21 protein-coding genes and 1 pseudogene are annotated in these 23,556 nt (G+C 73.1%); 12 read left to right on the top strand and 10 right to left on the bottom strand.

Annotation, left to right across the window (positions count from 1 at the left end):
• Positions 1 to 362 precede the first annotated feature (362 nt).
• Together D0D15_RS19300 and D0D15_RS19295 are read left to right on the top strand one after the other, a co-directional pair.
• The gene (locus D0D15_RS19300) at positions 363 to 1,655 is read left to right on the top strand and encodes an MFS transporter (protein ID WP_162830609.1); all 1,293 of its coding nucleotides are present in this window, start codon (positions 363 to 365) and stop codon (positions 1,653 to 1,655) included.
• Positions 1,652 to 2,563 (top strand): pseudouridine synthase, encoded by a 912-nt coding sequence (locus D0D15_RS19295; protein ID WP_094006645.1) that lies wholly within the window; start codon positions 1,652 to 1,654, stop codon positions 2,561 to 2,563. Before D0D15_RS19300 ends, D0D15_RS19295 begins: the two co-directional genes overlap by 4 nt.
• Before the next feature lie 268 nt (positions 2,564 to 2,831).
• Here the strand turns inward: D0D15_RS19295 and D0D15_RS19285 are convergent, their stop codons facing one another.
• The gene (locus D0D15_RS19285) at positions 2,832 to 3,443 is read right to left on the bottom strand and encodes a hypothetical protein (RefSeq protein WP_094006646.1); all 612 of its coding nucleotides are present in this window, start codon (positions 3,441 to 3,443) and stop codon (positions 2,832 to 2,834) included.
• Positions 3,444 to 3,522: 79 nt separating this feature from the next.
• Between D0D15_RS19285 and D0D15_RS19280 the strand changes: the two genes are divergently transcribed.
• Genes D0D15_RS19280 through D0D15_RS19270 form a run of 3 tightly spaced genes read left to right on the top strand, consistent with a single transcriptional unit; the run spans position 3,523 to position 8,619 of the window.
• Positions 3,523 to 6,339 carry a glycosyltransferase gene (locus D0D15_RS19280; RefSeq protein WP_233157358.1) on the top strand — a complete coding sequence of 939 codons (2,817 nt, stop codon included), beginning with the start codon at positions 3,523 to 3,525 and terminating at the stop codon, positions 6,337 to 6,339.
• A gap of 4 nt (positions 6,340 to 6,343) precedes the next feature.
• On the top strand, positions 6,344 to 7,525 hold the full coding sequence (locus D0D15_RS19275; RefSeq protein WP_094006731.1) for an acyltransferase family protein: 1,182 nt from the start codon (positions 6,344 to 6,346) through the stop codon (positions 7,523 to 7,525).
• Positions 7,522 to 8,619 carry a ScyD/ScyE family protein gene (locus D0D15_RS19270; protein WP_094006647.1) on the top strand — a complete coding sequence of 366 codons (1,098 nt, stop codon included), beginning with the start codon at positions 7,522 to 7,524 and terminating at the stop codon, positions 8,617 to 8,619. Before D0D15_RS19275 ends, D0D15_RS19270 begins: the two co-directional genes overlap by 4 nt.
• Before the next feature lie 44 nt (positions 8,620 to 8,663).
• Here the strand turns inward: D0D15_RS19270 and D0D15_RS19265 are convergent, their stop codons facing one another.
• Positions 8,664 to 9,215 (bottom strand): hemerythrin domain-containing protein, encoded by a 552-nt coding sequence (locus tag D0D15_RS19265; protein ID WP_094006648.1) that lies wholly within the window; start codon positions 9,213 to 9,215, stop codon positions 8,664 to 8,666.
• Between the two features lie 56 nt (positions 9,216 to 9,271).
• Positions 9,272 to 10,255, bottom strand: coding sequence for a zinc-dependent alcohol dehydrogenase family protein (locus D0D15_RS19260; RefSeq protein ID WP_094006649.1), 984 nt, complete (start codon positions 10,253 to 10,255; stop codon positions 9,272 to 9,274).
• Positions 10,256 to 10,332: 77 nt separating this feature from the next.
• Between D0D15_RS19260 and D0D15_RS19255 the strand changes: the two genes are divergently transcribed.
• Entirely contained in the window at positions 10,333 to 11,046 is a 714-nt protein-coding gene (locus tag D0D15_RS19255; protein ID WP_094006650.1) for a TetR/AcrR family transcriptional regulator, read from the top strand.
• Here the strand turns inward: D0D15_RS19255 and D0D15_RS19250 are convergent.
• A complete protein-coding gene (locus tag D0D15_RS19250) occupies positions 10,964 to 12,109 on the bottom strand; it encodes an NAD(P)/FAD-dependent oxidoreductase (protein WP_233157359.1) in 1,146 nt (381 codons plus the stop codon). The two genes, D0D15_RS19255 and D0D15_RS19250, sit on opposite strands and share 83 nt — an antisense overlap.
• An 88-nt stretch (positions 12,110 to 12,197) precedes the next feature.
• Between D0D15_RS19250 and sigJ the strand changes: the two genes are divergently transcribed.
• Positions 12,198 to 13,082 (top strand): RNA polymerase sigma factor SigJ, encoded by an 885-nt coding sequence (gene sigJ / locus D0D15_RS19245; RefSeq protein ID WP_094006651.1) that lies wholly within the window; start codon positions 12,198 to 12,200, stop codon positions 13,080 to 13,082.
• 24 nt (positions 13,083 to 13,106) lie between these two features.
• Here sigJ and D0D15_RS19240 read toward each other — a convergent pair whose 3' ends face one another.
• Positions 13,107 to 14,264, bottom strand: coding sequence for a metal-dependent hydrolase family protein (locus D0D15_RS19240; protein WP_233157360.1), 1,158 nt, complete (start codon positions 14,262 to 14,264; stop codon positions 13,107 to 13,109).
• A gap of 80 nt (positions 14,265 to 14,344) precedes the next feature.
• On the opposite strand from D0D15_RS19240, the gene D0D15_RS19235 reads away from it, so the two are divergent.
• Complete coding sequence (locus D0D15_RS19235) at positions 14,345 to 15,310, top strand: esterase/lipase family protein (protein WP_115944627.1); 966 nt, start codon at positions 14,345 to 14,347, stop codon at positions 15,308 to 15,310.
• 25 nt (positions 15,311 to 15,335) lie between these two features.
• Positions 15,336 to 16,152 (top strand): annotated as a pseudogene (locus D0D15_RS19230) (SCO6745 family protein).
• Positions 16,153 to 16,159: 7 nt separating this feature from the next.
• Here D0D15_RS19230 and D0D15_RS19225 read toward each other — a convergent pair.
• Genes D0D15_RS19225 through D0D15_RS19210 form a run of 4 tightly spaced genes read right to left on the bottom strand, consistent with a single transcriptional unit; the run spans position 16,160 to position 20,334 of the window.
• Positions 16,160 to 16,399, bottom strand: a complete 240-nt coding sequence (locus D0D15_RS19225; protein WP_094006654.1) for a hypothetical protein — start codon at positions 16,397 to 16,399, stop codon at positions 16,160 to 16,162.
• Positions 16,399 to 18,216, bottom strand: coding sequence for a helix-turn-helix domain-containing protein (locus tag D0D15_RS19220; protein ID WP_094006655.1), 1,818 nt, complete (start codon positions 18,214 to 18,216; stop codon positions 16,399 to 16,401). Before D0D15_RS19220 ends, D0D15_RS19225 begins: the two co-directional genes overlap by 1 nt.
• Before the next feature lie 4 nt (positions 18,217 to 18,220).
• Positions 18,221 to 19,552: an MFS transporter gene (locus tag D0D15_RS19215; protein WP_094006656.1), complete on the bottom strand. Its 1,332-nt coding sequence runs from the start codon at positions 19,550 to 19,552 to the stop codon at positions 18,221 to 18,223.
• A 32-nt stretch (positions 19,553 to 19,584) separates the two neighbouring features.
• Positions 19,585 to 20,334: a 3-hydroxybutyrate dehydrogenase gene (locus D0D15_RS19210; protein ID WP_094006657.1), complete on the bottom strand. Its 750-nt coding sequence runs from the start codon at positions 20,332 to 20,334 to the stop codon at positions 19,585 to 19,587.
• A gap of 123 nt (positions 20,335 to 20,457) precedes the next feature.
• Here D0D15_RS19210 and trxA point away from each other — a divergent pair, with 123 nt between their 5' ends.
• Genes trxA through D0D15_RS19195 form a run of 3 tightly spaced genes read left to right on the top strand, consistent with a single transcriptional unit; the run spans position 20,458 to position 22,564 of the window.
• Positions 20,458 to 20,826 carry a thioredoxin gene (trxA, locus tag D0D15_RS19205; RefSeq protein ID WP_094006658.1) on the top strand — a complete coding sequence of 123 codons (369 nt, stop codon included), beginning with the start codon at positions 20,458 to 20,460 and terminating at the stop codon, positions 20,824 to 20,826.
• A gap of 39 nt (positions 20,827 to 20,865) precedes the next feature.
• Positions 20,866 to 21,723 carry a hypothetical protein gene (locus D0D15_RS19200; RefSeq protein ID WP_094006659.1) on the top strand — a complete coding sequence of 286 codons (858 nt, stop codon included), beginning with the start codon at positions 20,866 to 20,868 and terminating at the stop codon, positions 21,721 to 21,723.
• Positions 21,724 to 21,778: 55 nt separating this feature from the next.
• On the top strand, positions 21,779 to 22,564 hold the full coding sequence (locus tag D0D15_RS19195; protein ID WP_094006660.1) for an SAM-dependent methyltransferase: 786 nt from the start codon (positions 21,779 to 21,781) through the stop codon (positions 22,562 to 22,564).
• A 156-nt stretch (positions 22,565 to 22,720) separates the two neighbouring features.
• Here the strand turns inward: D0D15_RS19195 and D0D15_RS19190 are convergent, their stop codons facing one another.
• On the bottom strand, positions 22,721 to 23,509 hold the full coding sequence (locus D0D15_RS19190) for an ABC transporter ATP-binding protein (RefSeq protein WP_094006661.1): 789 nt from the start codon (positions 23,507 to 23,509) through the stop codon (positions 22,721 to 22,723).
• Between the last annotated feature and the right edge of the window lie 47 nt (positions 23,510 to 23,556).

Raw genomic sequence — 23,556 nt, 5'->3', positions numbered from 1 at the left:
AGGGCCAGTGGTGGCCGTGCGAGAGAGCATGTCATGGCGGCCCGAGAGGTCCTGTCGTGCGCGGACGAGTGGGCGGTTCGTGGGTGCACGAGTGGGCCAGTGGTGGCGGCGTGAGTGGGCCAGTGGTAGCGGTGCCGCACGAGTGGACCGCTCGTGGCCGCGCGAGTGGGCCTGCCGTGGCCATGCGAGCGGGCATCTCATGGCAGCCCGAAAGGGCCTCTCGTGAGCGGACGAGTGGGCCAGTCATGGGCGCATGCGTGGACCAGTGGCGGCCACCCGAGTGGGCCAGCGGTAGCTGTGCCACACGAGTGCCCCAACTCGTCCACTCAAGACCATTGTGGACACTGGGGAGGACCTGTCACATGCGGCGTTTCGTGCTGCCCGCCGTGCTGCTGGCCGCCTTCGTGGCGAGCACGGCCCAGACCATCGTCATCGCGGTGTTGCCCGCGATCGCCCGGGAGAACCACGTCCCGGCGAGCGCCGTCACCTGGGCGCTCACCGCGTTCATGCTCGCGGCCGCGGTGGCCAATCCGGTCGCGGGCAGGCTCGGCGACCTGTTCGGGTACCGGCGGGTGCTGCTGACCTGCCTCGGTGTCTTCGCCGCCGGGACGGTCGTCTGCGCGGTGAGCCGCTCGTTCCCGCTGCTGCTCGCCGGGCGCGCGGTCTCGGGGGTGTCGGCCGGGGTGTTCCCGGTCGCGTTCGGCCTGGTCCGGCAGACCGTCGAGCAGCCGCGGCGGCCGCAGACCATCGCGGCGCTGTCGGCGATGTTCGGCCTCGGCGGCTCGGCCGGGATGGTGGTCGCCGGCCCGGTGCGGGACGCGTGGGGCACAGCGTGGCTGTTCTGGCCGCTGCTCGCGCTCGCCCTGGTCGCGGTGGTGCTGGGCGCGCTGACGCCGCGGGACGCCGCGACGGGCGGCGGGCGCATGGACGTCACCGGCGCGGTCCTGCTGGCCGGCGCGCTGGCATGCCTGCTGCTGGCGATCAGCGAGTCCCGCGTCTGGCCTCTGGCCGTCGTGGTGCCGCTGGCCGCCGCGGCGCTCGCGTTGTTCGCCGCGTTCACCGTGGCGGAACTGCGGATCGCCCAGCCGCTGGTGGCGGTGCGGCTGCTGCGCCGTCGCACGGTGGCGACGGTGAACGGCGTCACGGCGGTCATCGCGGCGGCCATGTTCGGCGCGGTCACGATGCTGCCCCGGCTCGTGCAGGACCCGGCGGTGTTCGGGAAGTCGGCGACCGCGGCCGGCCTGGTCCTGGTGCCGATGGCGGTCGTGATGCTGGTCGCGACCCCGCTCGCGCCGCGGCTCGGCGGGCGGACGGCCGTGCGGCTCGGCGCCGGGCTGGCGGTGGCGGCGCTGGCGCTGCTGGCCTGCGTGCACGACGCGCTGTGGTCGGTGTACGTGGCGAACGTGCTGGTGGGCGCGGGATACGGGCTGTGTTTCGCGGCGCTGGGGAACCTCGTGGTGGACGCCGTCGAGCCGCGGCACACCGGCATGGCGACCGGGGTGAACACGATCGCGCGGACGGCCGGGGGCGCGGTCGGGGCGCAACTGGCCGCGGCGCTGGCCTATCCGACCGGCTTCGTGCTGTTCGCGCTGGTCGCCGCACTGGCGGTGGTGGCGGCCCGCGCGGTCGCCCCTCGCTACAGTGCTGACCGATGAGACGCAAGCCGCCCCCGTCCCCGTTGCCGCCGCGTGACGGGGTGAACGCGGCACGCATCCGGACCCCGCCGGACGGCCCGTGGGACACCATCCGCGACTACCTGGTGCGGAAGCTGACCAAGCTGGACCCGGCGGTGATCGACGCGATGCTCACCGAGGGCGCGATCGTCGGCGTCGACGGGCCGATCGACGCCCGGACACCGTTCACCCCCAGCACGTTCCTGTGGTTCCACCGCGACCGCGGCGACGAGGTGCCGGTGCCGTTCGAGCTGACCGTGCTGCACGAGGACGACGTGCTGCTGGTGGTCGACAAGCCGCACTTCCTGGCGACCACCCCGCGTGGCGGGCACGTGCGGGAGACCGCGCTGGTGCGCCTGCGGCACACGCGGGACCTGCCGGACCTCTCCCCCGCGCACCGGCTGGACCGGCTGACGGCGGGCGTGCTGATGTTCGTCAAGACCGCGGCGCACCGCAGCGCGTACCAGAACCTGTTCCGGGATCGCCTGGTGCACAAGGAATACGAGGCCATCGCGCGGTACGACCCGGACCTGGTGCTGCCGCGCACGGTGGAGAGCCGGATCGTGAAGAAGCGCGGCGTGCTGACCGCGCGGGAGCTGCCCGGCCCGGTGAACGCGCGGACGCACGTGGAGCTGCTCGGACACCGCGACGGGCTGGGCCGCTACCGGCTGGTGCCGGAGACCGGCCGCACGCACCAGCTGCGGGTGCACCTGAACTCCCTGGGCATCCCGATCCTGGGCGATCCGCTCTACCCGGAGGTGCGGGAGGTGCCGCCCGGCGACTTCCGCCGCCCGCTGCAGCTGCTGGCGAAGGTGCTCGCGTTCACCGATCCGCTGACCGGCGCCAAGCACCGCTTCGAAAGCTCACTCCGGTTGAGCGCCTGGGATTGACCGTCCACACCGGACCGTGATCGCACGGGCCTTCCGGAACTGACTGTTCCGCGCACCGCCGCGGCCGCGACGTACCTCCCGGTCGATCTCGCCCGAGACCGGCTCGACGCCACCCTGACCGCCCTGGGACGGCTCGCGCCGGGCAGCGAGCTCGTCGCCGGCTACCTGCTTCCCGCCCACCTGCGGGACGACGCGGGCAACGCCTACGTCGACGCGGTCGGCGCGATGACAACGGAGCAGGGCGAGCCCCGCGTCGTGCGGGCCGTTCTCACCGCTCGCTCGGCGGGGCCAGCTCGATCTGCCGGTCCAGCGTCGCGCGGAACACGTCGTGCGCCGCGTCGCCGGGGCCGGCCGTTTCGACGACCACCACGCGGTCGTAGAGCACGTACGCCGCGCCGAAGCGGGCCAGCGGCGCGCCGACCGGCGTCCCGTACACCGTGACGCCCTCCAGCGACAGATCGCGGTCCGCGACCAGCCCCTGCAGCTCCACCCCCGCGCCGTAGGCCCGCACCGCGGCCCGCGGGTCGCCGGTCACCAGCGCGTACAACCCGATCGTCACCTCGGCCCGCACGGCCGTCTTGCGCACCCCGTCACGCATCCCGGCCGTGGTCAGCACGTCGACCATCGGCTGCGGCAGCGACACCGTGCTGCGCAGCGCGGCGAGCGCGAACGGCCCGCTCGGCCCGGGCGTGCCGGGCGGTTCGACGAGGGCCAGCGCGCTGTGCGCGGGCGCCGGTTTCGCGTCCGGCGCGTCGGCGGGGCCGGCGTTGCGGGTGAGGAGGTAACCAGTGGCGGACACGGCGAGACCGAGCATCAGCACCACGATGATCGCGATCCCGAGCGTCAGCTCCCGGCGCTGCCGGCGGACGTCACTGGACACCGTCAGTAATTCCCTCCCCGCCGCAGGTTACCGGGCATCAGTATCACCCACGGCCGCAGTACCGGTAGCCTTCCGGCTCATGGCGGGACCTCGGGGGATCGACTGGACCGGTGAGCGCTGCGTGCCCTGGACCGACGACATCCAGGTGATCTACGAGCACTACCACCGCTACGCCCTCGCCGCCCGCTACGCCTTCGGCCGCCGCGTGCTCGACCTCGCCAGCGGCGAGGGGTACGGCAGCGCGCTCCTGGCCACCCACGCCGCCGAGGTGGTGGGCGTCGACATCGACGAAGCCACCGTGGAACACGCCCGCGCGCGCTACGGCGGCCGGCCCAACCTGCGGTTCACCACCGGTTCGATGACCGACCCAGACCTGCTCGCCGACGCCGGGCGGTTCGACGTCATCACCTGTTTCGAGGCGCTCGAACACGTCGCGGAGCAGGACGAGCTGATGGCACTGGTGCGCGCCCGGCTCGCCCCCGGCGGCGTCTTCTTCACCAGCACCCCGGACGTGCTGGTCTACACGCACGAGCACGGCAACGAGAACCCCTTCCACGTCAAGGAGTTGACCGAACCGCAGTTCCGCGCGCTGCTCGGCGCGTCGTTCCGGCACGTGACGGTGCTGCGGCAGAACGTGGCGGTCGGCTCGGTGCTGACCGGCGACCGCGAGCACGGCCCGGTGCTGTCCCAGCAGCTACGCCGCACGGGCGAGGACAGCTGGTCGGTCGGCACCGGCGCGCCCCACACCTACCTCGTCGGCATCGCCTCCGACAACCCGGTTGAGGTGCCGGCCGCCGCGACGATGCTCGACCCGCAGCTCACGTTGCTCGGCGCCGCCGCCGAGCGTGCCGCCGCACCGCTGCGCGCCGAGATCGAGCGGCTCACCAGCGACGACGGCGGCCCCAAGTACCGCAAGGTCATCGAGCGGTACCGGCCGCGGCGGCGCGCCACCGAAGGCCCGGTCACGGTGTCGACCAGCGACGACCCGCTGGTCAGCATCGTCGTCCCGGTGCACGGCCAGTGGAGCTACACCCGCCGCTGCCTGCAGGCGATCGAGGACAGCGGCACGCGCGTCCCGTTCGAGGTCGTGGTGGTCGACGACGCCTCGCCCGACGATTCGGCCGAGCAGCTCGCCGCGTGCCCCGGCGTCCGGCTCGTGCGCACCCCGGAGAACCTGGGGTTCCTGCGCGCGGTGAACCTCGGCGCCGCGCAGGCCCGCGGTGAGCTGCTGGTGCTGCTCAACAACGACACCGAGGTCCGGCCCGGCTGGCTGGACGCGCTCACCGAGGTCGTCCGCGGCGACGAGCGGATCGGCCTGGCCGGGGCGAAACTGGTCTACCCGGACGGCAGGCTGCAGGAGTGCGGCGGCATCGTGTTCGCCGGCGGCAGCGCCGCCAACTACGGCCACGGCGACAACCCCGACGACCTGCGCTACCAGGCCGTTCGCGACGTCGACTACTGCTCCGGCGCGGCGATCCTGGTGCGCCGGGACCTGTGGGAACGCCTCGGCGGGTTCGACGAGCGCTACTCCCCCGCCTACTACGAGGACACCGACCTGGCCTTCGCCGTCCGCGCCGCGGGATACCGCACCGTGGTGGTGCCGGACGCGGTCGTCGTCCACCACGAGGGCGTCTCGCACGGCACCGACGTGACGCAGGGGGTCAAGCGGTTCCAGGAGATCAACCACCGGGTCTTCGCGGAGAAGTGGGTGGACGCGCTCAGCGGGCAGGCCGATCCGGGCACCCCGCTGTGGATCGCCCGCCAGCGCGTGCCGGGACGGACCCAGCGCGACGGCGATCTGGTGCTGGTCGCCGACGTCACCGTGCCCACGCCGGACCGCGACTCCGGCTCGGTGCGGCTGCGGTGCCTGCTGGACGAGCTGGTCGCGCTCGGCCACCGCGTGGTGTTCTGCCCGATGGGCCCGCCGTCCGACCCCGCCTACCTGGACCAGCTGCACCGCGCCGGGATCACCGTGCTCGCCGACGACGGCCTGCGGGAGCAGTTCCTGCACGAGGCGGGCAAGCACATCCGGCTGGCGCTGCTGTCCCGGCCGACCGTGGCCTGGCACCTGGCCGACCGGCTGCGGATCTGCGCGCCCCAGGCGCGGATCGTGTTCGACACCGTCGACCTGCACTTCGTGCGCCTGTCCCGGGAGGCCGAGCTGGTCGAGCGGCTGGGCGGCGCGCCGGAGACCTCGGCGATGCTGCACCAGCGCGCGAAGCTCTACCGCGAGCTGGAACTGGCGCTGGTGCGGGCCTGCGACCGCACGCTCGTGGTGTCCGAGGCCGAACGGGACCTGCTGGCCGGCCTCGCGCCGGGCGCGCCGGTCAGCGTGCTGTCCAATGTGCACAGTCCGGGGCCGGAGGCGAGCCCGGACGGGCGGCCCGGCGTGCTGTTCGTCGGCAGCTTCGAGCACCCGCCCAACCGCGACGCGGCCTACTGGCTGGCCGGGGAGATCTGGCCGCTGGTGCGCCGCCAGGTGCCGGACGCCGTGCTGGACGTCGTCGGGCACGACCCGACGAACGAGCTGCGCGTGCTGGACGGCCACGGCGTGAAGTTCCGCGGCTGGGTCCCCGGCCTCGCCGCGCTCTACGACACCGCCCGGTTGTCGGTCGCGCCGCTGCGGTTCGGCGCCGGGGTCAAGGGCAAGGTCGGCGAGAGCCTGGCCGCGGGCGTCCCGGTGGTCGGCACGACGCTGGCGTTCGAGGGCATGCGGCTGCGCGACGGCGCGGAGGTCCTCGTCGGGGACAAGGCCGAGGAGATCGCCGCCGGAATCGTGTCGCTGCTGACCGATGACGCGCTCTGGCTCCGGCTGTCCCGGGCCGGGCAGGCCGCGGTGGCCGCGCAGTTCGGGCCGGACGTCGCGCGCGCCGCGCTGACCGAGTTGCTGGGCTGACGTGGTGCCGGCCGACAACGCCGCGGAGCGCACGCAGGAGATCCGCCCCGCGAAGTACGCCAAGGCCGAGACCGGGTTCGCGTGGCTGCGGCTCATCGGCGCGAGCATGGTCGTCGTCGAGCACTCGTTCCCGCTCGTCGACCCGCAGCGGCTGACGATCCTGCCGGCGAGCTGGGACCTGTCCCCCGGTTACTTCGCGCTCATGGGTTTCTTCGCGATGAGCGGGTTCCAGATCACCGACAGCTGGACGCGCGACGCGTCGTGGTGGCGCTACGTCGCCAAGCGGGTGCTGCGGATCTGGCCCCCGCTGCTCGTCGTCGTCATGGTCACCGCGTTCGTGATCGGCCCACTGGTCACCGTGCTCGACGCCGCCGAGTACTGGACGGACACGGCGACCTGGGGTTACGTGGTGCACAACGCGGCGCTGTACCCGTTGCAGCACCTGCTTCCCGGCGTGTTCGCGGAAAACCCGTACCCGTGGTCGGCCAATGGGTCACTGTGGACGCTGCCGATGGAGACCACCGGCTACGCGCTGGTCCTCGTCGCGGGACTGACCGGTCTGCTCAGCCGTGCCCGCGTCGGCCTGTTCGCGCTGCTGGCCGGGATCATCGTGCTGGACGCCTTCCTCGGCGCCACCCACACGTTCCAGGGTCGCGGCGGGTCACTGCTGTCGGTGCCGGTGGGCGCGATGGTCGCGTTCGGGGTCGCGTTCGTCATCGGCATGGTGATGCACCGTTACCACGGCACGATCCCGCTGTCGCGGGCCGCCGCGTACGCGGGCGTGGCCGTGTACCTGGTGGTCAACTTCGTGCCCGTCCTGCAGCCGGCCGCGCGGTTCGTGTTGCCGTTCGCCGCCGGGTACGGCGCCATCGTGTGGGCGCACCACTGGCCGCGCCGCCTGGCCCGGTACGACAAGTGGGTGTACGGCAGCTACGGTATGTACATCTGGGCGATGCCGGTGCAGCAACTCATCGTGTTCGCCGGGGTGCGCAACTCCTACCTGCTGATGGCGCTGGCGCTGCCGCTGGCGTACGCGTGCGGGCTGTTGTCCTGGCTGTTCGTGGAAATCCCGACGCAACGGCTGCGCGTTTACTTGCGCCCTCAACCGAAATCTCGTCGTAACGTTCGTTCGCGCGATTCCGTCTCCGGAAGGGGGGCCCATCGTCGTGAAAGGACGGGCGTATGAAGACATCCCGAATCCTGCTGACGGCCGCCACCGCGATGGCGGTGACACTGGTACCGCTGAACGCGCAGGCCGGCGGCACGGTGTCCACAGTGGCCGAAGGCCTGAACAGCCCGCGCGGGCTCGCGTTCTCCCCGGACGGGGCCCTGTACGTCGCGGAAGCCGGCCGCGGGGGCGCCGGTCCGTGCATGGCGGGTCCGGAGGGTGACGAGGTCTGCTACGGCGAGTCGGGTGCGGTGACCCGGATCCACCGCGGGCAGCAGAACCGCGTCCTGACCGGGCTGCCGTCGATCGCCGCACGCGACGGTTCCGGCGCGATCGGCCCGTCGGACGTCTCGTTCCTGGGCAAGGGCAACATGTACGTCACCGTGGGCCTGGGGGCCGACCCCGCGGTGCGCACGAACCTGCCGCCGAAGGGGCAGCAGTACCTGGGGTGGTTGCTGCGCAACGGCAAACCGGTCGCCGACATCGCCGGTTACGAGGCGACCGCCAACCCCGACGGCGGCGAGCCGGACAGCAACCCGAACTCGGTCCTCGCCCTGCCCGGCGGTCGCGTGGTGGTCGACGCCGGCGGCAACTCCCTGCTCTGGGTCCCGGAGAAGGGCCGGATCCTGACCATCGCGACGTTCCCCGAACGGATGGTCGACGCGCCACCGTTCCTCGGCCTGCCACCCGGCACGAAGATCCCGATGCAGTCCGTGCCGACCTCGGTCGCGCTAGGGCCGGACGGTGCGCTCTACGTCGGTGAACTGACCGGCTTCCCGTTCCCGAAGGGCGCGGCGCGGGTGTACCGGGTGGCGCCGGGCAAGGCGCCGCAGGTGTACGCGGAGGGCTTTACCAACATCATCGACATCGGTTTCTCGCACGGGAAGCTGTACGTGCTGGAGATCGCGCACAACGGCCTGCTCAGCGGCGACCCGGCGGGCGCGTTGATCCAGGTCGGCCGCAACGGCGCGCAGCACATCGTGACGCAAGAGCTGACGATGCCCGGTGGCCTGGCGCTGCGCGACGGCAAGGCGTACGTGTCGAACTGCGCCGCGTGCCCGAACCCGCCGAGCGGGCCCGGCAGCGGCAGCGTGGTGCGGGTCGGTTTGTGACCCCGGCAGGCCGGCCGCCCGCGACGGGCGGCCGGCCCCCGGACTCACCGCTTCAACACGCTGCGGATGGCGTCGCGGGCTCGGTCCATGAGGGCGGCCGGCGGGCCGAGCAGCATGTTCTTCGCGGCGCTTTCCGTTCCCGGGTGCGGGCGGGTCGGGGCCACCGCCTCGGCCGCCCGCACCGTGTCGGCCATCGCTTCCAGCCGCTTGGCGTCGTAGGCCTGGCGCAGCAGCGGGAACTCCAGCCGCTCCTCGTGCTCGGCGTGGGCCAGCACGTCGTCCCGGAGCTGGATCAGCAGGGTGTCGAAGCCCTCCGCGTCCGGACCCATGTCGTCCAACGTGGACAGCAGTTCCTTGGCGCGGTGCTCCTCGCCCACGCGGGCCTCGACGATCGGTTCGCCGCCCTCCTGGCGCCGCACCTCGGGGTGGACCAGTTCCTCCTCCGCGGTCTCGTGCACCGACAGCAGCCGCACGAGCTCGCGGAACGCGTCCCTGCGTTCGTCCCCCTTGGCTCGTTCGACCACGCCGAACAACCGGCGGATCTCCTGGTGCTGGTCCTCCAGCAACGCGATGACGTCCTTCTTGTCCGTCGACACGGTGACCTCCTTCGCTTCGCCGGGAGGGCTACCCGCGGGGGCCGGAGTTCACTCGCTCAGTGACGAACGCGGACCACCACCTTGCCCACCTGCGCGTTCGATTCGAGGTGCGCGTGGGCCTCGACGATGTCGGCCAGGTCGTCGAACACGCGGTCCACGGCCGGGCGCAGGGTGCCGATGCGCAGGCCGGCGTTGATGAAGTGCTCCGACCGGCGCCGCCGTTCGGGGTTGCGGGTGACGTAGCTGCCGTTGCCGTAGCCGAACACGGTGACCTGCCGGTCCCAGTTCATCGGCAGCGGCGTGGGTGCACCGCCCATCCAGCCGTAGACGACCAGCAGCCCGCCCACCGCGGTGGCCTCGACCAGGTCCACCACGCCGGGGCCGCCGACCGGGTCGATGGTCAGGGTCGCGCCCGCGCCGCCGGTCAGCTCCCGCACCTCCTTGACCAGGTCCGTCGAGTCGAGCGTGACGACGTGCGCGGCGCCGGCCGCGAGCAGCTGGTCACGCTTGGCGCCGGTGCGGGTGACGGCGATCGGCACCGCGCCGAGGTGGTTGGCGATCTGGATCGCGGCGATGCCGACGCCGCTGGAGGCGGCGGTGATCAGCACGGTGTCCCCGGGCCGCAGGCCGCCGCGCTCGACCAGCGCGCCGTAGGCGGTCTGGTGGGTCAGCCAGACCGACGCGCCGGTGACCTCGTCCACCGCGCGGCGGACCAGGCTCGACACGGGCACCACGACCCGGTCGCCGTACACGCCGTACTGCCGCATCGAGAACGACGCGATGGTGCTGATCTCGGTGCCCTCGGGGAAGCCCTCGACCCCCGTTTCGACCACACCGGCCGCCTCGTAGCCGATCGGCGAGCCGGGCAGGATCGTCTGCTCGTAGTAGGTGCCCGCGCGGAACAGCGCCTCGGCCCGGTTGAGTCCGATCGCGTCCACCCGGATGCGCACCTCGCCCGGGCCGGGCTCGGGCACCGGCCGGTCCTCGATCCGCAGCACCTCGGGACCCCCGATCCGGTCGAACAGAACTGCTCTTGCCATACTGAACTCCGTTTCTTAACTACACGCTGTGTAGTAACACTACGGCGAATAGTAGGCCGACGCCGTACAGTGTCAAGGTGGGCGAAGCGACGACGAGCCGCCGGGAACGGCTGCGGGCGGAGACGGCACGCGAGATCAAGACGATCGCGCTGGAGCTGATGGCCAAGGGCGGCCCCGACGCGATCTCACTGCGCGCGATCGCCCGCGAAATGGGCATGACGGCCGGCGCGATCTACGGCTACTACCCCACCCGCGACGACCTGATCACCACGCTGATCTCCGACGTCTACACCTCGTTCGTCGACACCGCCGAGGCCGCGCGCGACGCCGTGCCCGCGGACGACCCGGCCGGGCGGATCCTGGCGTGGGGCCGCGCCCTGCGCGAGTGGGCCCTGGCCAACCCCGAGGGCTTCCGGCTCATCTACGGCGACCCGGTGCCCGGCTACCGCGCCCCGGAAGGCGGCGCCGCGGCGGACGCGGAACGCCGGGCGTGCGCGCTGCTGACCGAGCTGGTCGCCGGGGCCTGGCCGACGGTCCAGGCCCCGGACGACGACTTCACCTGGGAGGACTTCGGCCCCGCCCTGGTCCAGCACATGCGCGAGGAGTTCCCCGGCCTGCCGCCCGGCGTGCTCGCGCTGTCCCTGCGGACCTGGGGGCGGATGCACGGCCTCATCTCCCTTGAGGTCTACGGCCACCTCGGGCCGCAGGTCACCGACCCGGCGAAGCTGTACGAGTCGGAGTTGCGGGCGCTGCTGCGCTCGCTGGGCCTGCGACCCGACGGCCGCCCTTGATCCACCGCAGGGAACCGGGCTTGCGCGCCTCGCGGCGGATCTTCAGCACCCCGAGCTTGCAGGCCAGCTCCTTGTAGGCCGCGCCGAGGCGGCCGCCGACCTGGAAGTTCAGCGCGGTGTCGTCCTTGCGCGCGAACTGCCGCACGGCCGCGTGCCGACCGAGGCTGACGCACGACCCCACCAACGCGACGTCCAGCACCGGCGGTTCGGTCCCGGCGATGCGGCTCAGCACGGTGTCGGCGGCCTGCGCCCCGAGCGGCGCGGCGGCCTGGCAGCTCATCCGCAACGGCAGGCCCGACGGCGCGGCGGCGTCGCCGGCCGCGACGATCCGGTCGTCGTCGAGGCTGGTCAGCGTCTCGTCGGTGAGCAGACGGCCGAGGTCGTCGGTGCGCAGCCCGCTCGCGGCCGCCAGCTCCGGAACGGCGAAACCCGCGGTCCAGACGGTCAGCGCGCTCGCGCGCACCGTGCCGTCGGTGTAGGCGACCGCGTCCGGCCGGACCTCGGCGACCTCGACGGTCTCCAGCACGGTGACCCCGTGCCGGGCGAGCCACTTGGCGATGTACCGGCGGCTCCCGGCGCCCAGCGACGGCGCGAGGGTGCCGCCGCACACCAGGGTGACCCGGCGTCCCCGCTCGGCCAGTTCGGCGGCCGTCTCGATACCGGTCAGCCCGCCGCCGACCACCGTGATCGGCGCATCGGCACGCAGCTGGTCCAGCTCGCCGCGCACCCGCTGTGCCGATTCGAGTTCGGCGAGCGGGACGGCGAACTCGGCCGCGCCCGGCACCGACGGCACCGCCGCGGTGCTGCCGACCGCGTAGATCACGTAGTCGTAGTCCAGCTCGCGGCCCGAGGCCAGCTCCACCGTGCGGGCGCCGGTGTCGATGCGGGTGGCGGTGTCGACCACGAGGTGGACGCCGTCGTCCAGCATCGAGTCGTAGTCCACCGCGGCCTCGCCGGTGCCGGCGACGAACTGGTGCAGCCGGATGCGGTCGACGAACGCCGGACGGGGGTTGACCAGCGTCACGTCGACGTCGTCGCGCATCCGCAGGCGGGAACCGACCACCCACCGCCGCGAAACGTCAGGCCTGACGTTCCGCCCCGCTGTCCGGTCGGACCGGTGGAGACGGACGCGACCGAGGAGCCGAGCACACATGACCGAACCGGACGACGGCCTGACCGCGATCATGAGCGAGCGGCGTCAGCTGATCAACCTGGCGTACCGGCTCCTGGGGTCCCTGGCGGAGGCCGAGGACGTGGTCCAGGAGACCTGCGCGCGCTGGTACGCGATGTCCCGCGAGGATCAGGAGGCCATCGTCTCCCCCGGCGCGTGGCTGACCAAGGTCGCCGGCCGCCTCTGCCTCAACGTGCTGTCCTCGGCCCGCGCCCGGCGCGAGACCTACGTGGGCGAGTGGGTTCCCGAACCGGTGCCGGACAGTTCCGAGTGGCGGCCCGCCGATCCCGCCGACCGGGTCACGCTCGACGAGTCGGTCAGCATGGCCTTCCTCGTCGTGCTCGATGCGATGACCCCGGCCGAGCGCGTGGCGTTCATCCTGCACGACGTCTTCCGCTACTCCTTCGCCGAAATCGCCGAGATCGTCGGCCGCACCCCGGCCGCGTGCCGCCAGCTGGCCTCCTCGGCCCGCCGCCGCGTGCGCGACGCGCAGGCCCCCGCCACGCCGGTGTCCCGGCAGGCGCAGATCGTCCAGGACTTCAAGCAGGCGTGGGAAGCCCGGGACATCGAGGCCCTCCTCGGCCTGCTGGCCCCCGACGTGACGGCGATCAGCGACGGCGGCGGTCTGGTCAGCACGGTCCTGCGCCCGGTCGAAGGCGCCGAGCGGATCCTGCGCTCGCTGATCCGCCTGGAGCAGCGGTTCCGCGCGCACACGCTCCTGGAGCGCACGGTCAACGGCCGGCCCGGCCTGGTCGCCCAGCAGGACGGCGTCACCGTGTCGGTGTACGCGTTCGAGATCGCGGACGAGAAGATCCGGCGCATCTGGGCGGTGCTCAACCCGGAGAAGCTCCGCGCGTGGAGTTGACCACGGGTCGACTTGACGCGCCGGTCACCGCACCCGCGCGCCCGCCAGCCACACCCCCGCCGGGCGCGCCAACGTCGTGATGTCCCTCAACGGGTCGCCGTCCACCAACAGCAGATCCGCGTCGAAACCCGGCCGGATGCGGCCCTTACGTGCCAAACCCGCCACCTCCGCCGCCAGCGACGTCGCCGACGCCAGCGCTGCCTCCGCCGGGATTCCGCCGTCCACCAGCCACTCCACGGACGCCGCGAGCATGCCGTGCGGCTTGCCCGGCGAAATACCCGAGTCGCCGCCGGACACGATTCGCACCCCGGCCTCGGCCATCCGCACCACCTGGCCGATCCGGTCGCGGATCGTCGAGCCCGTCCGCTCCAGGAACTCCTTCAGCGCGGGCGGCGGGGTCATCTCGCCGATCGCGCCGAGCGTCGGGCACACCGTGATCCCGCGCGCGGCGATCGCGGCGGCCAGCTCGTCGCTCATCCGGATGCCCGCGGGTGTCAGGCAGCTGCAGTGCTCGATCCCGTCCACGCCCGCGGCCACCGCCTGCTCCACCGACGGCGTGCCGTGCGCGTGCGCGGTCACCGGCAGCCCGGCCGCGTGGGCCTCCTCGACGACCAGCCGCAGCTCGGCGAGCGTGAACTGGCAGGCCAGGATGTCGGTACCCGGCGTCATGCCGCCGCCGCTGGCCATGACCTTCACGACGTCCACCCCGCGCTCGGCCCGCTCCGCCACGGCCGCACGCAGTTCGTCGGCGCCGCTCGCCTCACCGCCCATGTTCCAGCAGTGCCCGCCGCGGCTGGTGATCGGCGGCCCCGCCGCGACGATCGTCGGCAGGGCTCGGCGGCCGCGCCAGCGCAGCGTCGCGTACCGGCGATCGCCCAGATCCCGCACGCTGGTCACCCCGGCGGCCAGCTGGACCCGCAGCGCACGCTCGATCACGTCGTCCAGCTCGTCCTCGGTGTAGCCCGCGAGGCGGTCGAGCGCGCCGGAACCGCCGTCGCCACAGAGGTGGGTGTGCATGTCGATCAGCCCGGGCAGCAGCGTGCCGGGCGAGCCGACGACCGGCAGGTCCGGCACCGGCCCGCCGACCCGTTCGATCATCCCGTCGCGGACGAGCACCGGCAGGTCGTGGTGCGCGCGTTCGCCGTCGAAGACCTGGGCCGCGCGGATCACGAAGGCGTTCACCACCGGGGAATCGCCTCCCGCGGCCGGGTCGTGACAAGATCGCCTCGGTCCACACGACGGAGTGTGCCGGAAGGACAGTCATGAAGCGCTCGCTGCTCGCCCTGCTGGTCCTCGTGGGCTCGGTCCTGGCGCCCGCCGACGCCGCCGCCGCGGACGGCCCGCCGCTGCGGGTGCCCGAGGCCACGCTGGACGCGGCGGTCGGGTGTACCGGTGATGTCGACGGGTCCGGCCACAACCCGATCCTGCTGGTGGCCGGGACGACGCTGACGCCGGAGGTCTTCGCCTGGAACTACGCCCCGGCGCTGACCGCCTTGGGCCGGCCGTTCTGCACGGTCGCCTTGCCGGACAACGGGATGGCCGACATCCAGGTCGCCGCCGAGTACGTGGTGCACGCGATCCGCACGGTCAGCGCCGCCGCCGGGCGGGACGTGGACATCGTGGGGCACAGCCAGGGCGGCATGATCCCGCGCTGGGCGCTGAAGTACTGGCCGGACACGCGCTCGCGGGTGGGCGACGTGATCGGGCTGGCGCCGTCCAACCACGGGACCGTGGTGGCGCACGCGGTGTGCCTGCCGGGGTGCGCGCCCGCGTTCTGGCAGCAGCGGTCGGGTTCGGCGTTCCTGACCGCGCTGAACAGCGGCGCGGAGACCTGGGCCGGCATCGACTACACGAACGTCTACACGATCCTGGACGAGGTGGTCGCGCCGAACCTCGACGACTACGGCAGCTCGTCGCTGCACACCGGGCGGGGCCGGATCAGCAACGTCGGTCTGCAGGAGGTGTGCCCCGCGCACGTGGCCGACCACCTCACGACCGGCACCACCGACGGGGTGGCGTTCGCGCTGGTGGTGGACGCGCTCACGCACGACGGCCCGGCCGACCCGGCGCGCCTGCCCGCGGACGTCTGCACGCGCCTGCTGATGCCCGGCGTGGACCCGGCGTTCCTCGCCGTGCACGAAGCCCGCATGGCGACGGTGGTGGCGACGCAGGTCGCGCTGTACCCGCACGTTCCGGCGGAGCCCCCGCTGGCGGAGTACGCCCGCTGACACCGCGGGCAGGACGGAGGACGTGGTGCTCATCGCCCGTCGCTCGTTCGAGCTCCTGGAGCCGATCTGCCTACTTCGCCGAGGAGTGCCGCCAGGAGATGGCCGCGCTCGGCCACCGCACCTACTGGGACGGCTACTTCGCCGGCCGCGCCGCGCCGCTGGGGCGGGTGCCGGCGGAGGTCGTGCACGCGGCCTTCTACAGCTTCGCCGAGGGGGAAGCCGCGCGGCACATCCCGGGCGTGTGGGAGACGGCCTCGCCCGAGGCGTCTCTCGCTGCGCGGGAGCGGGGCAGCGCGGCCTCCCTGCGGCGGATCCTCGGTGACGAGCCGGCCGGCTCCCCGGGCCTGGTGCGCGCCGCCGACCTGACCACCAAGGCCGCGACGAGCGCGCCGACCGCGGGCCGGGTGATGTACGCCGGGATGCGCACCCTCCCGGTGCCGGGCGATCCGGTCGCCCGGCTGTGGCATTCCGCGACCATGCTGCGCGAGCACCGCGGGGACGGGCACATCGCCGCGCTCCTCGGCGCGGGCATCGGTGGCACGGAGGCCCACGTGCTTCGCGCGGTGGACATGGGCATTCACCCGCCGGAGTCGTTCGGGCGCATCCACCACCTGCCGAAGGCGCGGCTGGCCGCGGTCATGGCCGGCTTGCGCGAGCGCGGGCTCCTCGACGCCGACGGCCGGTTCACCGACGCCGGCCGCGAGACCAAGGAACGCATCGAGGCCCTCACCGACGAACTCGCCGCCCCGCCGTACGACGCCCTGTCCTTCGCCGACCTCGACGAGCTGATCGCCGAACTCGAACCGATCACCGCGAGGCTGGTGGCCGCCGGATCGCGGTGACGGGCCGTCAAGCACCGAGGGTGTCGATCTCGGTGGACAGGATCGCGGCCTGCTCGTCGAGCGAGCGGTCGTCGGGCTCCTCGCCCACCCGCTGCCGCAGCGCCTCGCGCTCGATGACGGTCAGCGCGCCCTCGTGGCGGGGCAGCTCTTCGGCCGGCAGCACCGCGAGGCTGCCTTCCTGCATGACCAGCCGCGCGCCGTTCCCGGCCCGCAGCAGCGCCTTCAGATCGCCCGCGGTCACCTTCATCAGGCCTCCCTTCGTCGGCCCCCGGCTACCCGCTCCGGCGCCCCGTCAAGCGTGTGCACCCGCAGCGCCAGCTGGATCTCCAGCGCCCGCCCCGGCTCGTGCCAGTCGCCGCCGAGCAGGGTGGCCACCCGGTCCAGGCGCTGCACCACCGTGTTGACGTGCACGTGCAGCGTCTCCTTCGCCCGGGTCAGGTTGCCACCGGCGGCGAAGTACGCCCGCAGCGTCCCGGTCAGGTCCGTGCCGCGCCGCTCGTCGTAGTCGAGCACCGGGCCGATCGTGCGCCGCACGAACCCGGTGAGGTCGCCGCGGTCGCCGAGCAGCACGCCGAGGAACCCGAGCCCGGCGGCCGAGGCGCCCTCGCCGGAGCGGCCCAGCGCCAGCAACGCCCGCAGGCACCGGATCGCCTCCGCGTGCGCCGCCGCGATCGCCGCCGGTCCACGGGCCGGGCCGGCCGCGCCGATCGTCACCGGCGTGTCCGTCGTGGCGGTCAGCGCCGCCGCGATCCGGGAGGCCACCGCGTCCGGCTCGCCACGGACCAGCAGCACGACCTCCTCCGCGTGGATGCCCGCCAGCGTCGCGTGCCGGGCCGCGGCCACCGCCAGCCGGGCGCGCGACACCGATTCGGCGTGCGCGACCAGGACCGCGTGCGGTTCGGTGAGGTCCACGCCCAGCCGTTCGGCCCGCGCGAGCAACGCACCCGGGTTGCGGTCCGGCGCGGTGAGCAGGTCGGTCAGCAGCTCACCGCGCACCTCCTCCTCGGCCTTGGCGACCGACCGGCGCAGCAGCAGCAACAGCGCGGTCACCACGGCCGCCCGCTCGAACAGCCGCCGGTCCGCGTCGAGCAACGCCTCCCGCCCGGCCAGGACGATGCTGCCGAGCAGCTCCGGCCCGGCCTGCACCGCGCACACCAGCGACCCGGCGCTGGCCACCGACCTCCCGGTGCTCCGCGACACCGCGACCACGTCCGGATCCGGTGCGGGCGGGGCGGTTCCGGCGTGCGCCAGCTCCTCGCCTGCCGCGTCGAACAGCCCGATCGAGCCGTGCAGGACGTCGGCCACCGCGGCGGCCACCTCCGGCACGTCGCCGCCGCGCAGGACCAGGTCCATCAGCCGGTCGTGCGCCTCCTCGGCGCGGTGCATCGCCGCGGAGTGCGAGCTGATCTCGTCCAGCAGCCGGGCGTTGTCCAGCGCGATCACCGCGTGGTCGGCCAGCGAGGACAGCAACGCGACCTCGTCCGGGGTGAAGTCGCGCGGCGTGCGGTCGGAGGCGTAGAGCACCCCGATCACCGTGCCGCCCAGCGACAGCGGGACGCCGAGGATCGCGGCCAGGCCCTCGTCCCGGACCGCGTCGTCGATCGGCGTGGTGTGCAGGAACCGCTCGTCGCGGAAGTAGTCCGGCGTCGCGTACGGACGCGCGCTCTGCGCCACCAGTCCGCCGAGCCCTTCGCCCATGCCCAGGATGACCTCCTTGAACAGGGGCGACACGCATCCGTCGGTGACACGCATGTAGGTGCGCCCGGCGGTTTCGTCGTTGAGGCTCAAGTAGGAGACGTCCGCGCCGAGCAGCGTGCGAGCCCGCCGCACGATCGACCGCAGCACGGCGTCCGGATCGCGCAGGCGGGCCAGGTCGCTGGCCGTGTCGAACAACGCGGTCAGCTCGGCCTCGCGGCGGCGGTGCGCGGTGAGGGTGGCGTGGATGCGCAGCGCCAGCTCGGTGGCCTTGGGGTGCGCGGCGCCGGCGTGCGCCAGCTGCTCGCTGCTCGCCCCGCCGGCGAGCAGGTCGAGCAGCCGGAGCACGTCGTCGTCCACGACCGTCATGGTCTCATCGCGCGACCGGTTCCGCGGCAGCCGCGGGCTCCTCGTCGTGCAGGGAGGTGCCCGCGGTCTCCTTCGCGCTGGTCACCGCGATCACGGTGATCACGCACATCGCGACCACGTACAGCGAGACCGCCAGCGTGCCGCCGAACTCCCTGAACAGCGCGACCGCGACGATCGGCGCCAGCGCACCGGCGGCGATCGAGGACAGCTGCCCGCCGATGGACAGGCCGGTGTAGCGGACGCGGGTCGGGAACTGCTCGGCGAAGAACGCCGCCTGCGGGCCGTACATCGCGCCGTGCAGCACCAGGCCGACCGTCGCGGCGAGCACGATCATCCCGGCCGAGCGGGTGTCCATCAGCGCGAAGAACGCGAACGCCCAGCCGGCCATCGCGACCGCGCCGAACAGGTACACCGGGCGGCGGCCGATCCGGTCCGACAGCGCGCCCCACAACGGGATCGTCAGGAAGTGGATCGCCGAGCCGATGAGCACCGCGTTGAGACCGGTGGACTTGCTCAGCCCGAGCGGGCCGGTGACGTAGACCAGGATGAACGCGGTCAGCACGTAGTAGGACACGTTCTCGGCCATGCGCGCGCCGATGGTGATGAGCACCCGCCGCCACGCGCCGCGGAAGACCTCGACCGCGGGGGCGCGGTGCTGCTCGCCGCGCTGACGGGCCTTTTCCTGCGCGGCCAGGAACACCGGCGACTCGGTGACGGTGAGCCGGATCCACAGGCCGATGATCACCAGCACACCGGAGAGCAGGAACGGGATGCGCCAGCCCCACGAGGTGAACGCGGCGTCGGACTGCACCGCGGCGAGGATCGCGAGCACCGCGGTGGCCAGCAGGTTCCCGCCGGGCGCGCCGCACTGCGGCCAGGACGCCCAGAACCCGCGGCGGCGGTCGTCGCCGTGCTCGGACACGATGAGCACCGCGCCGCCCCACTCGCCGCCCAGCGCGAAGCCTTGGACCAGCCGCAACGCCGTGAGCAGCAGCGGCGCGGCCACGCCGACCGCCGCGTAGGTCGGCAGCAGGCCCATCGCGCACGTCGAGCCGCCCATCAGCAGCAGGCTGAACACCAGCAGCTTCTTCCGGCCGACGCGGTCGCCGAAGTGGCCGAACACCAGACCGCCGAGCGGCCGGGCGAGGAAGCCGATCGCGTAGGTGGCGAACGACAGCAGCGTGCCGGTCAGCGGATCGCTGCCGGGGAAGAACAGCTTGTTGAAGACCAGTGCCGCGGCCGATCCGTAGAGGAAGAAGTCGTACCACTCGATCGTCGTGCCGATGAGGCTCGCGCCGACGACTTTCGCGATCGAGCGGTTCTCGCTGCGGGGCATGGGCAACACTCCTTTGTGCCGTGGCGGAAACGTCAGGCGGCGGTCCAGCCGCCGTCGAGGGGCAGGGAAATCCCGGTGATGTGCCCGGACGAGGGGCCGCACAGCCAGCGCACGGCGTCGGCGACCTCGGCCGGGTCGATGAGCCGTTTGATCGCGGCGCGCCGCAGCAGGACCTCGCCCAGGACCTCGTCCTCCGGGCGTCCGTGCGCGGCGGCCTGGTCGGCGATCTGGTCGCGCACCAGCTGGGTGTCGACGTAACCCGGGCTGACGCAGTTGCTGGTCACCCCGTGCGGCGCGCCTTCCAGGGCGACCACTTTGGACAGTCCTTCGAGCGCGTGCTTGGCCGACACGTAGGCGGACTTGAACGCGCTCGCACGCAGGCCGTGCACGCTGGAAAGGTTGACGATCCGGCCCCAGTGCTGCGCGTACATGTGGGGCAGCACCCGGCGGATCAGCAGGAACGGCGCGGTGACCATGACCGCGTGCATCCGGGTGAACACCTCGGGCGGGAACTCGGTCAGCGGCGCGACGTGCTGGAAACCGGCGTTGTTGACGAGGATGTCGACGTCGGCGGGCAGGGTGCCGATGCCGGCGGGGTCGGCGAGGTCCGCGGTGTGCGCGCAGCCGCCGGTCTCGTCGGCGACGCGCGCGGCCGCCGCGGAGTCGATGTCCACCACGTGCACCTTCGCCCCGGCCCCGGCCAGGGCGTGCGCGCAGGCGCGTCCGATCCCGCTGCCGGCGCCGGTCACCAGCGCGACCCGGCCATCCCAGTAGCCACTCATGGCGACAGACGGTAAGCGGCCGGGAGCGCGAAGCCTATGTGCGTGATCGCCACAAGTTCCCGGCAGCCTGTGGTGGGCGGCGCCACCCGGAATAGGTGACCTCGGGTGCGTGTTGCACCCCGCATGGCGACGGTAACGCTGACCAAGGACAACTTCGAAGAGGTCGTCAACTCCGACGGCATGGTGCTCGTCGACTTCTGGGCGGCCTGGTGCGGGCCGTGCCGGATGTTCGCGCCCGTGTTCGAGGGTGCGGCCGACCGGCACGACGACATCGTGTTCGGCAAGGTCGACACCGAGGACCAGACCGAGCTGGCGCAGGCGTTCGGCATCCGGTCGATCCCGACGCTGATGGCGGTGCGCGACGGTGTGGTGCTCTACGCCGAGCCGGGCGCGCTGCCCGAACAGAGCCTGGAGGAGCTGATCGGCAAGCTGCGCGAGGTCGACATGGACCAGGTGCGCGCGGAGATCGCGAAGCAGCAGCAGGCCGAATGACGGTTTGCCGGTGGTCACCGGCGAGCCGATGATGGGGGTATGACGCCCCGGGGGTTCGACGCGGTCGCCGACGAGCTGTACGCGCTGCCCCGGGACGAGTTCACCGCGGTCCGCACCGAGCGGGCCAAGGAGGCGAAGGCCCGCCAGCCGGACCTCGCGAAGCGCATCAACCAGCTGCGCAAGCCGACCGTCGCCGCGTGGCTGGTCAACCAGGTCAGCCGCCGGCACCCGGACGAGATCGGGCAGCTCGCCGACCTCGGCGCGCGGCTGCGGACCGCCCACCAGAAGCTGGCGGGCGACGAGTTGCGCACGTTGTCCCGGCAGCGCAACGAGCTGATCCGCCGGTTGAGCGGACGCGCGGGCGGCGTCGCCGGTGAGGCCGGGGTGCCCTACAGCGACGTGGCGATGCGTCAGGTCGAGGACACGTTCGAGGCCGCGGTGTCCGATCCGGACGCGGCCGCGGAAGTGGCGGCGGGGCGGCTTCCCGCGGCGTTGTCACCGTCCTCTTCGGAGGATTGGCTCGCCGCCGCGCTGGCCGCGTCGCCGAAGCGCAAGGCGGCGCCACCGCCGCCGGTGAAGAAGAAGCCGTCGAAGCGGGACCCGGAGGCCGAACGCCGCCAAGCCGCGCTCGAGGAAGCCCGCGTGAAGGCCGCGGAGGCGGAGGCCGCCCGCGACGAGGCGCAGCAGGCGCTGGACGAGGTGAGCGCCCGGGCGGAGAAGGCGGCGGCGCGGGTCGCCGAACTGCGCGCGCAGTTGGACGACGCCACCCGTGAAGAGCGCGCGGTGCGCAAGGAACTCACCGCCGCCCGCAAGGCCGCGACCGCCGCGGACAAGGCCGCCGACGACGCGCGGCGGCAGGTCGCCGAGATGGAGTCGTTCGGCAAACGTCGACGCTAGCCGGGCCGTTGACCCGCGTGCCAGACTGGCCGCGACCGGACGGTGGTGAACGCCGATGACATCGCAGCAGCGCACCAAGGCCACGGCCGCGGGCGTCTACGACTGGTACCTCAACGGGCACCACCACCTGCCGTGCGACGCCGAGGTGGCGATCGCCGCGCAGAAGGTGTTCCCACTGGCCGGGCAGGTCGCCCGGTACAACCGCGAGTTCCTGCGGCGGGCCGTGCGGTGGATGATCCAGCAGGGGATCCGCCAGTTCCTGGACATCGGGTCGGGCTACCCCACCGCCGGGAACGTGCACGAGATCGCGCAGGGGTACGCGTCCGGCACCCGCGTGGTCTACGTCGACCTGGACCCGGACACCGTGCGGGTCAGCAACGAGCTGCTCGCCGACGACCCGGACGCGATCTGCCTGCACGGCGACGCGCGGGAGCCGGAGGACATCTTCGCGCGTGCGACGCCGCTGGACTTCGCCGAGCCGGTGGGGCTGCTGCTGGTGTCCGTGCTGCCCTTCGTCCCGGGCGACGTGGCCCCGCTGGTGCGGCGCTACGTCGAGCGGCTCGCGCCGGGCAGCTACCTCGGCCTCACGCACATCACGTTCACCGAGGACGAGCAGGCCCGCCGGCGCCAGTCCGAGGTGACGCAGACCTACAACGCGAACGTGCAGCAGAACGTGACGACGCGCTCGCCCGACGAGGTGCTGGCGCTGTTCGACGGGACCGAGCTGGTGCCGCCGGGCCTGGTGCTCGCCACGCACTGGAACGCACCACGCGGCTACCGCCCGGCCCCGGACGACCAGGCGAGCGCCGTCCTGCTCGGCGGCGTGGGCCGGGTTCTCTAGGAAACCGGATCGCTCAGCCCCGCGAGTCCCACACTCCCGTCGGCGAGTCCCACACTCCCGCCCGCGAGTCCCACACTGGCGTCAGCGAGTCCCACACTCCCGTCGGCGAGTTCCGCACTCCTGCCCGCGAGTCCCCCACTCCCGTCGCCCGCGCCGCTACGCCAGCGGCTCGGCGCGGGCGGTCCACCTGCCCTCGGTCCGGGTGATGCGCACCGGGTGGTCGAAGCACTTGCTGATGTGGTCCGTGGTCACCACCTCGTCCGCCGGGCCGGACGCCAGGCACTGGCCCTCCCGCAGCAGGAGCGCGTGCGTGGTGCTCACGGGCAGCTCCTCCAGGTGGTGGGTGACCAGCACGGTCGCCAGCGCGGGGTGCTCCCGCCGCAGCGCGTCCACACTGGACAGCAGCTGCTCGCGCGCCGCCACGTCCAGGCCCGTCGCCGGCTCGTCGAGCAGCAGCAGCCGCGGTGCGGGCATCAGCGCGCGGGCGATCAGCGCCCGGCCGCGCTCGCCCTGGGACAGCGTCGGCCAGCGGGCGTCGCGCTGACCGCTCAGCCCGAGCATCCGGATCAGGCGCTCGGCGCGCTCCCGCTCCGCCCCCGTCGGCTGCCAGCGCGGCACCAGCTCGGTCGTGTTCGTCAGCCCGGTCAGCACCACCTCGAACACCGTCAACGGCGAGGTCAGCGGGTGCCGCGGGTTGATGTGCCCGAGGAACGACCGCAGCCTGCGCATGTCCACCCGCCCCAGCCGGTGCCCGAGCACGTCGACCGTTCCGCGCGTCGGGTGCGTGACCGCCCCGAGCAGCCCGAGCAGCGTGCTCTTGCCTGCCCCGTTCGCGCCGAGCAGCGCCCAGTGCTCGCCCTCGCGGACCGTCAGCGAGATCGACCGGAGCAGGTACCGGCCGTCGCGGACGAGATCGACATCGCTCACCTGCAACACGGGCGTCATGGCCCGCACGCTACCAACTCCTCAGACGTCTGAGGAAAACGGACATC

Source organism: Amycolatopsis thermalba (genome assembly GCF_003385215.1).
Classification (GTDB): Bacteria; Actinomycetota; Actinomycetes; order Mycobacteriales; family Pseudonocardiaceae; genus Amycolatopsis_E; species Amycolatopsis_E thermalba.
The sequence above is the reverse complement of the archived record's forward strand: the minus strand, read 5'-3'. Positions and strand labels throughout refer to the sequence as shown.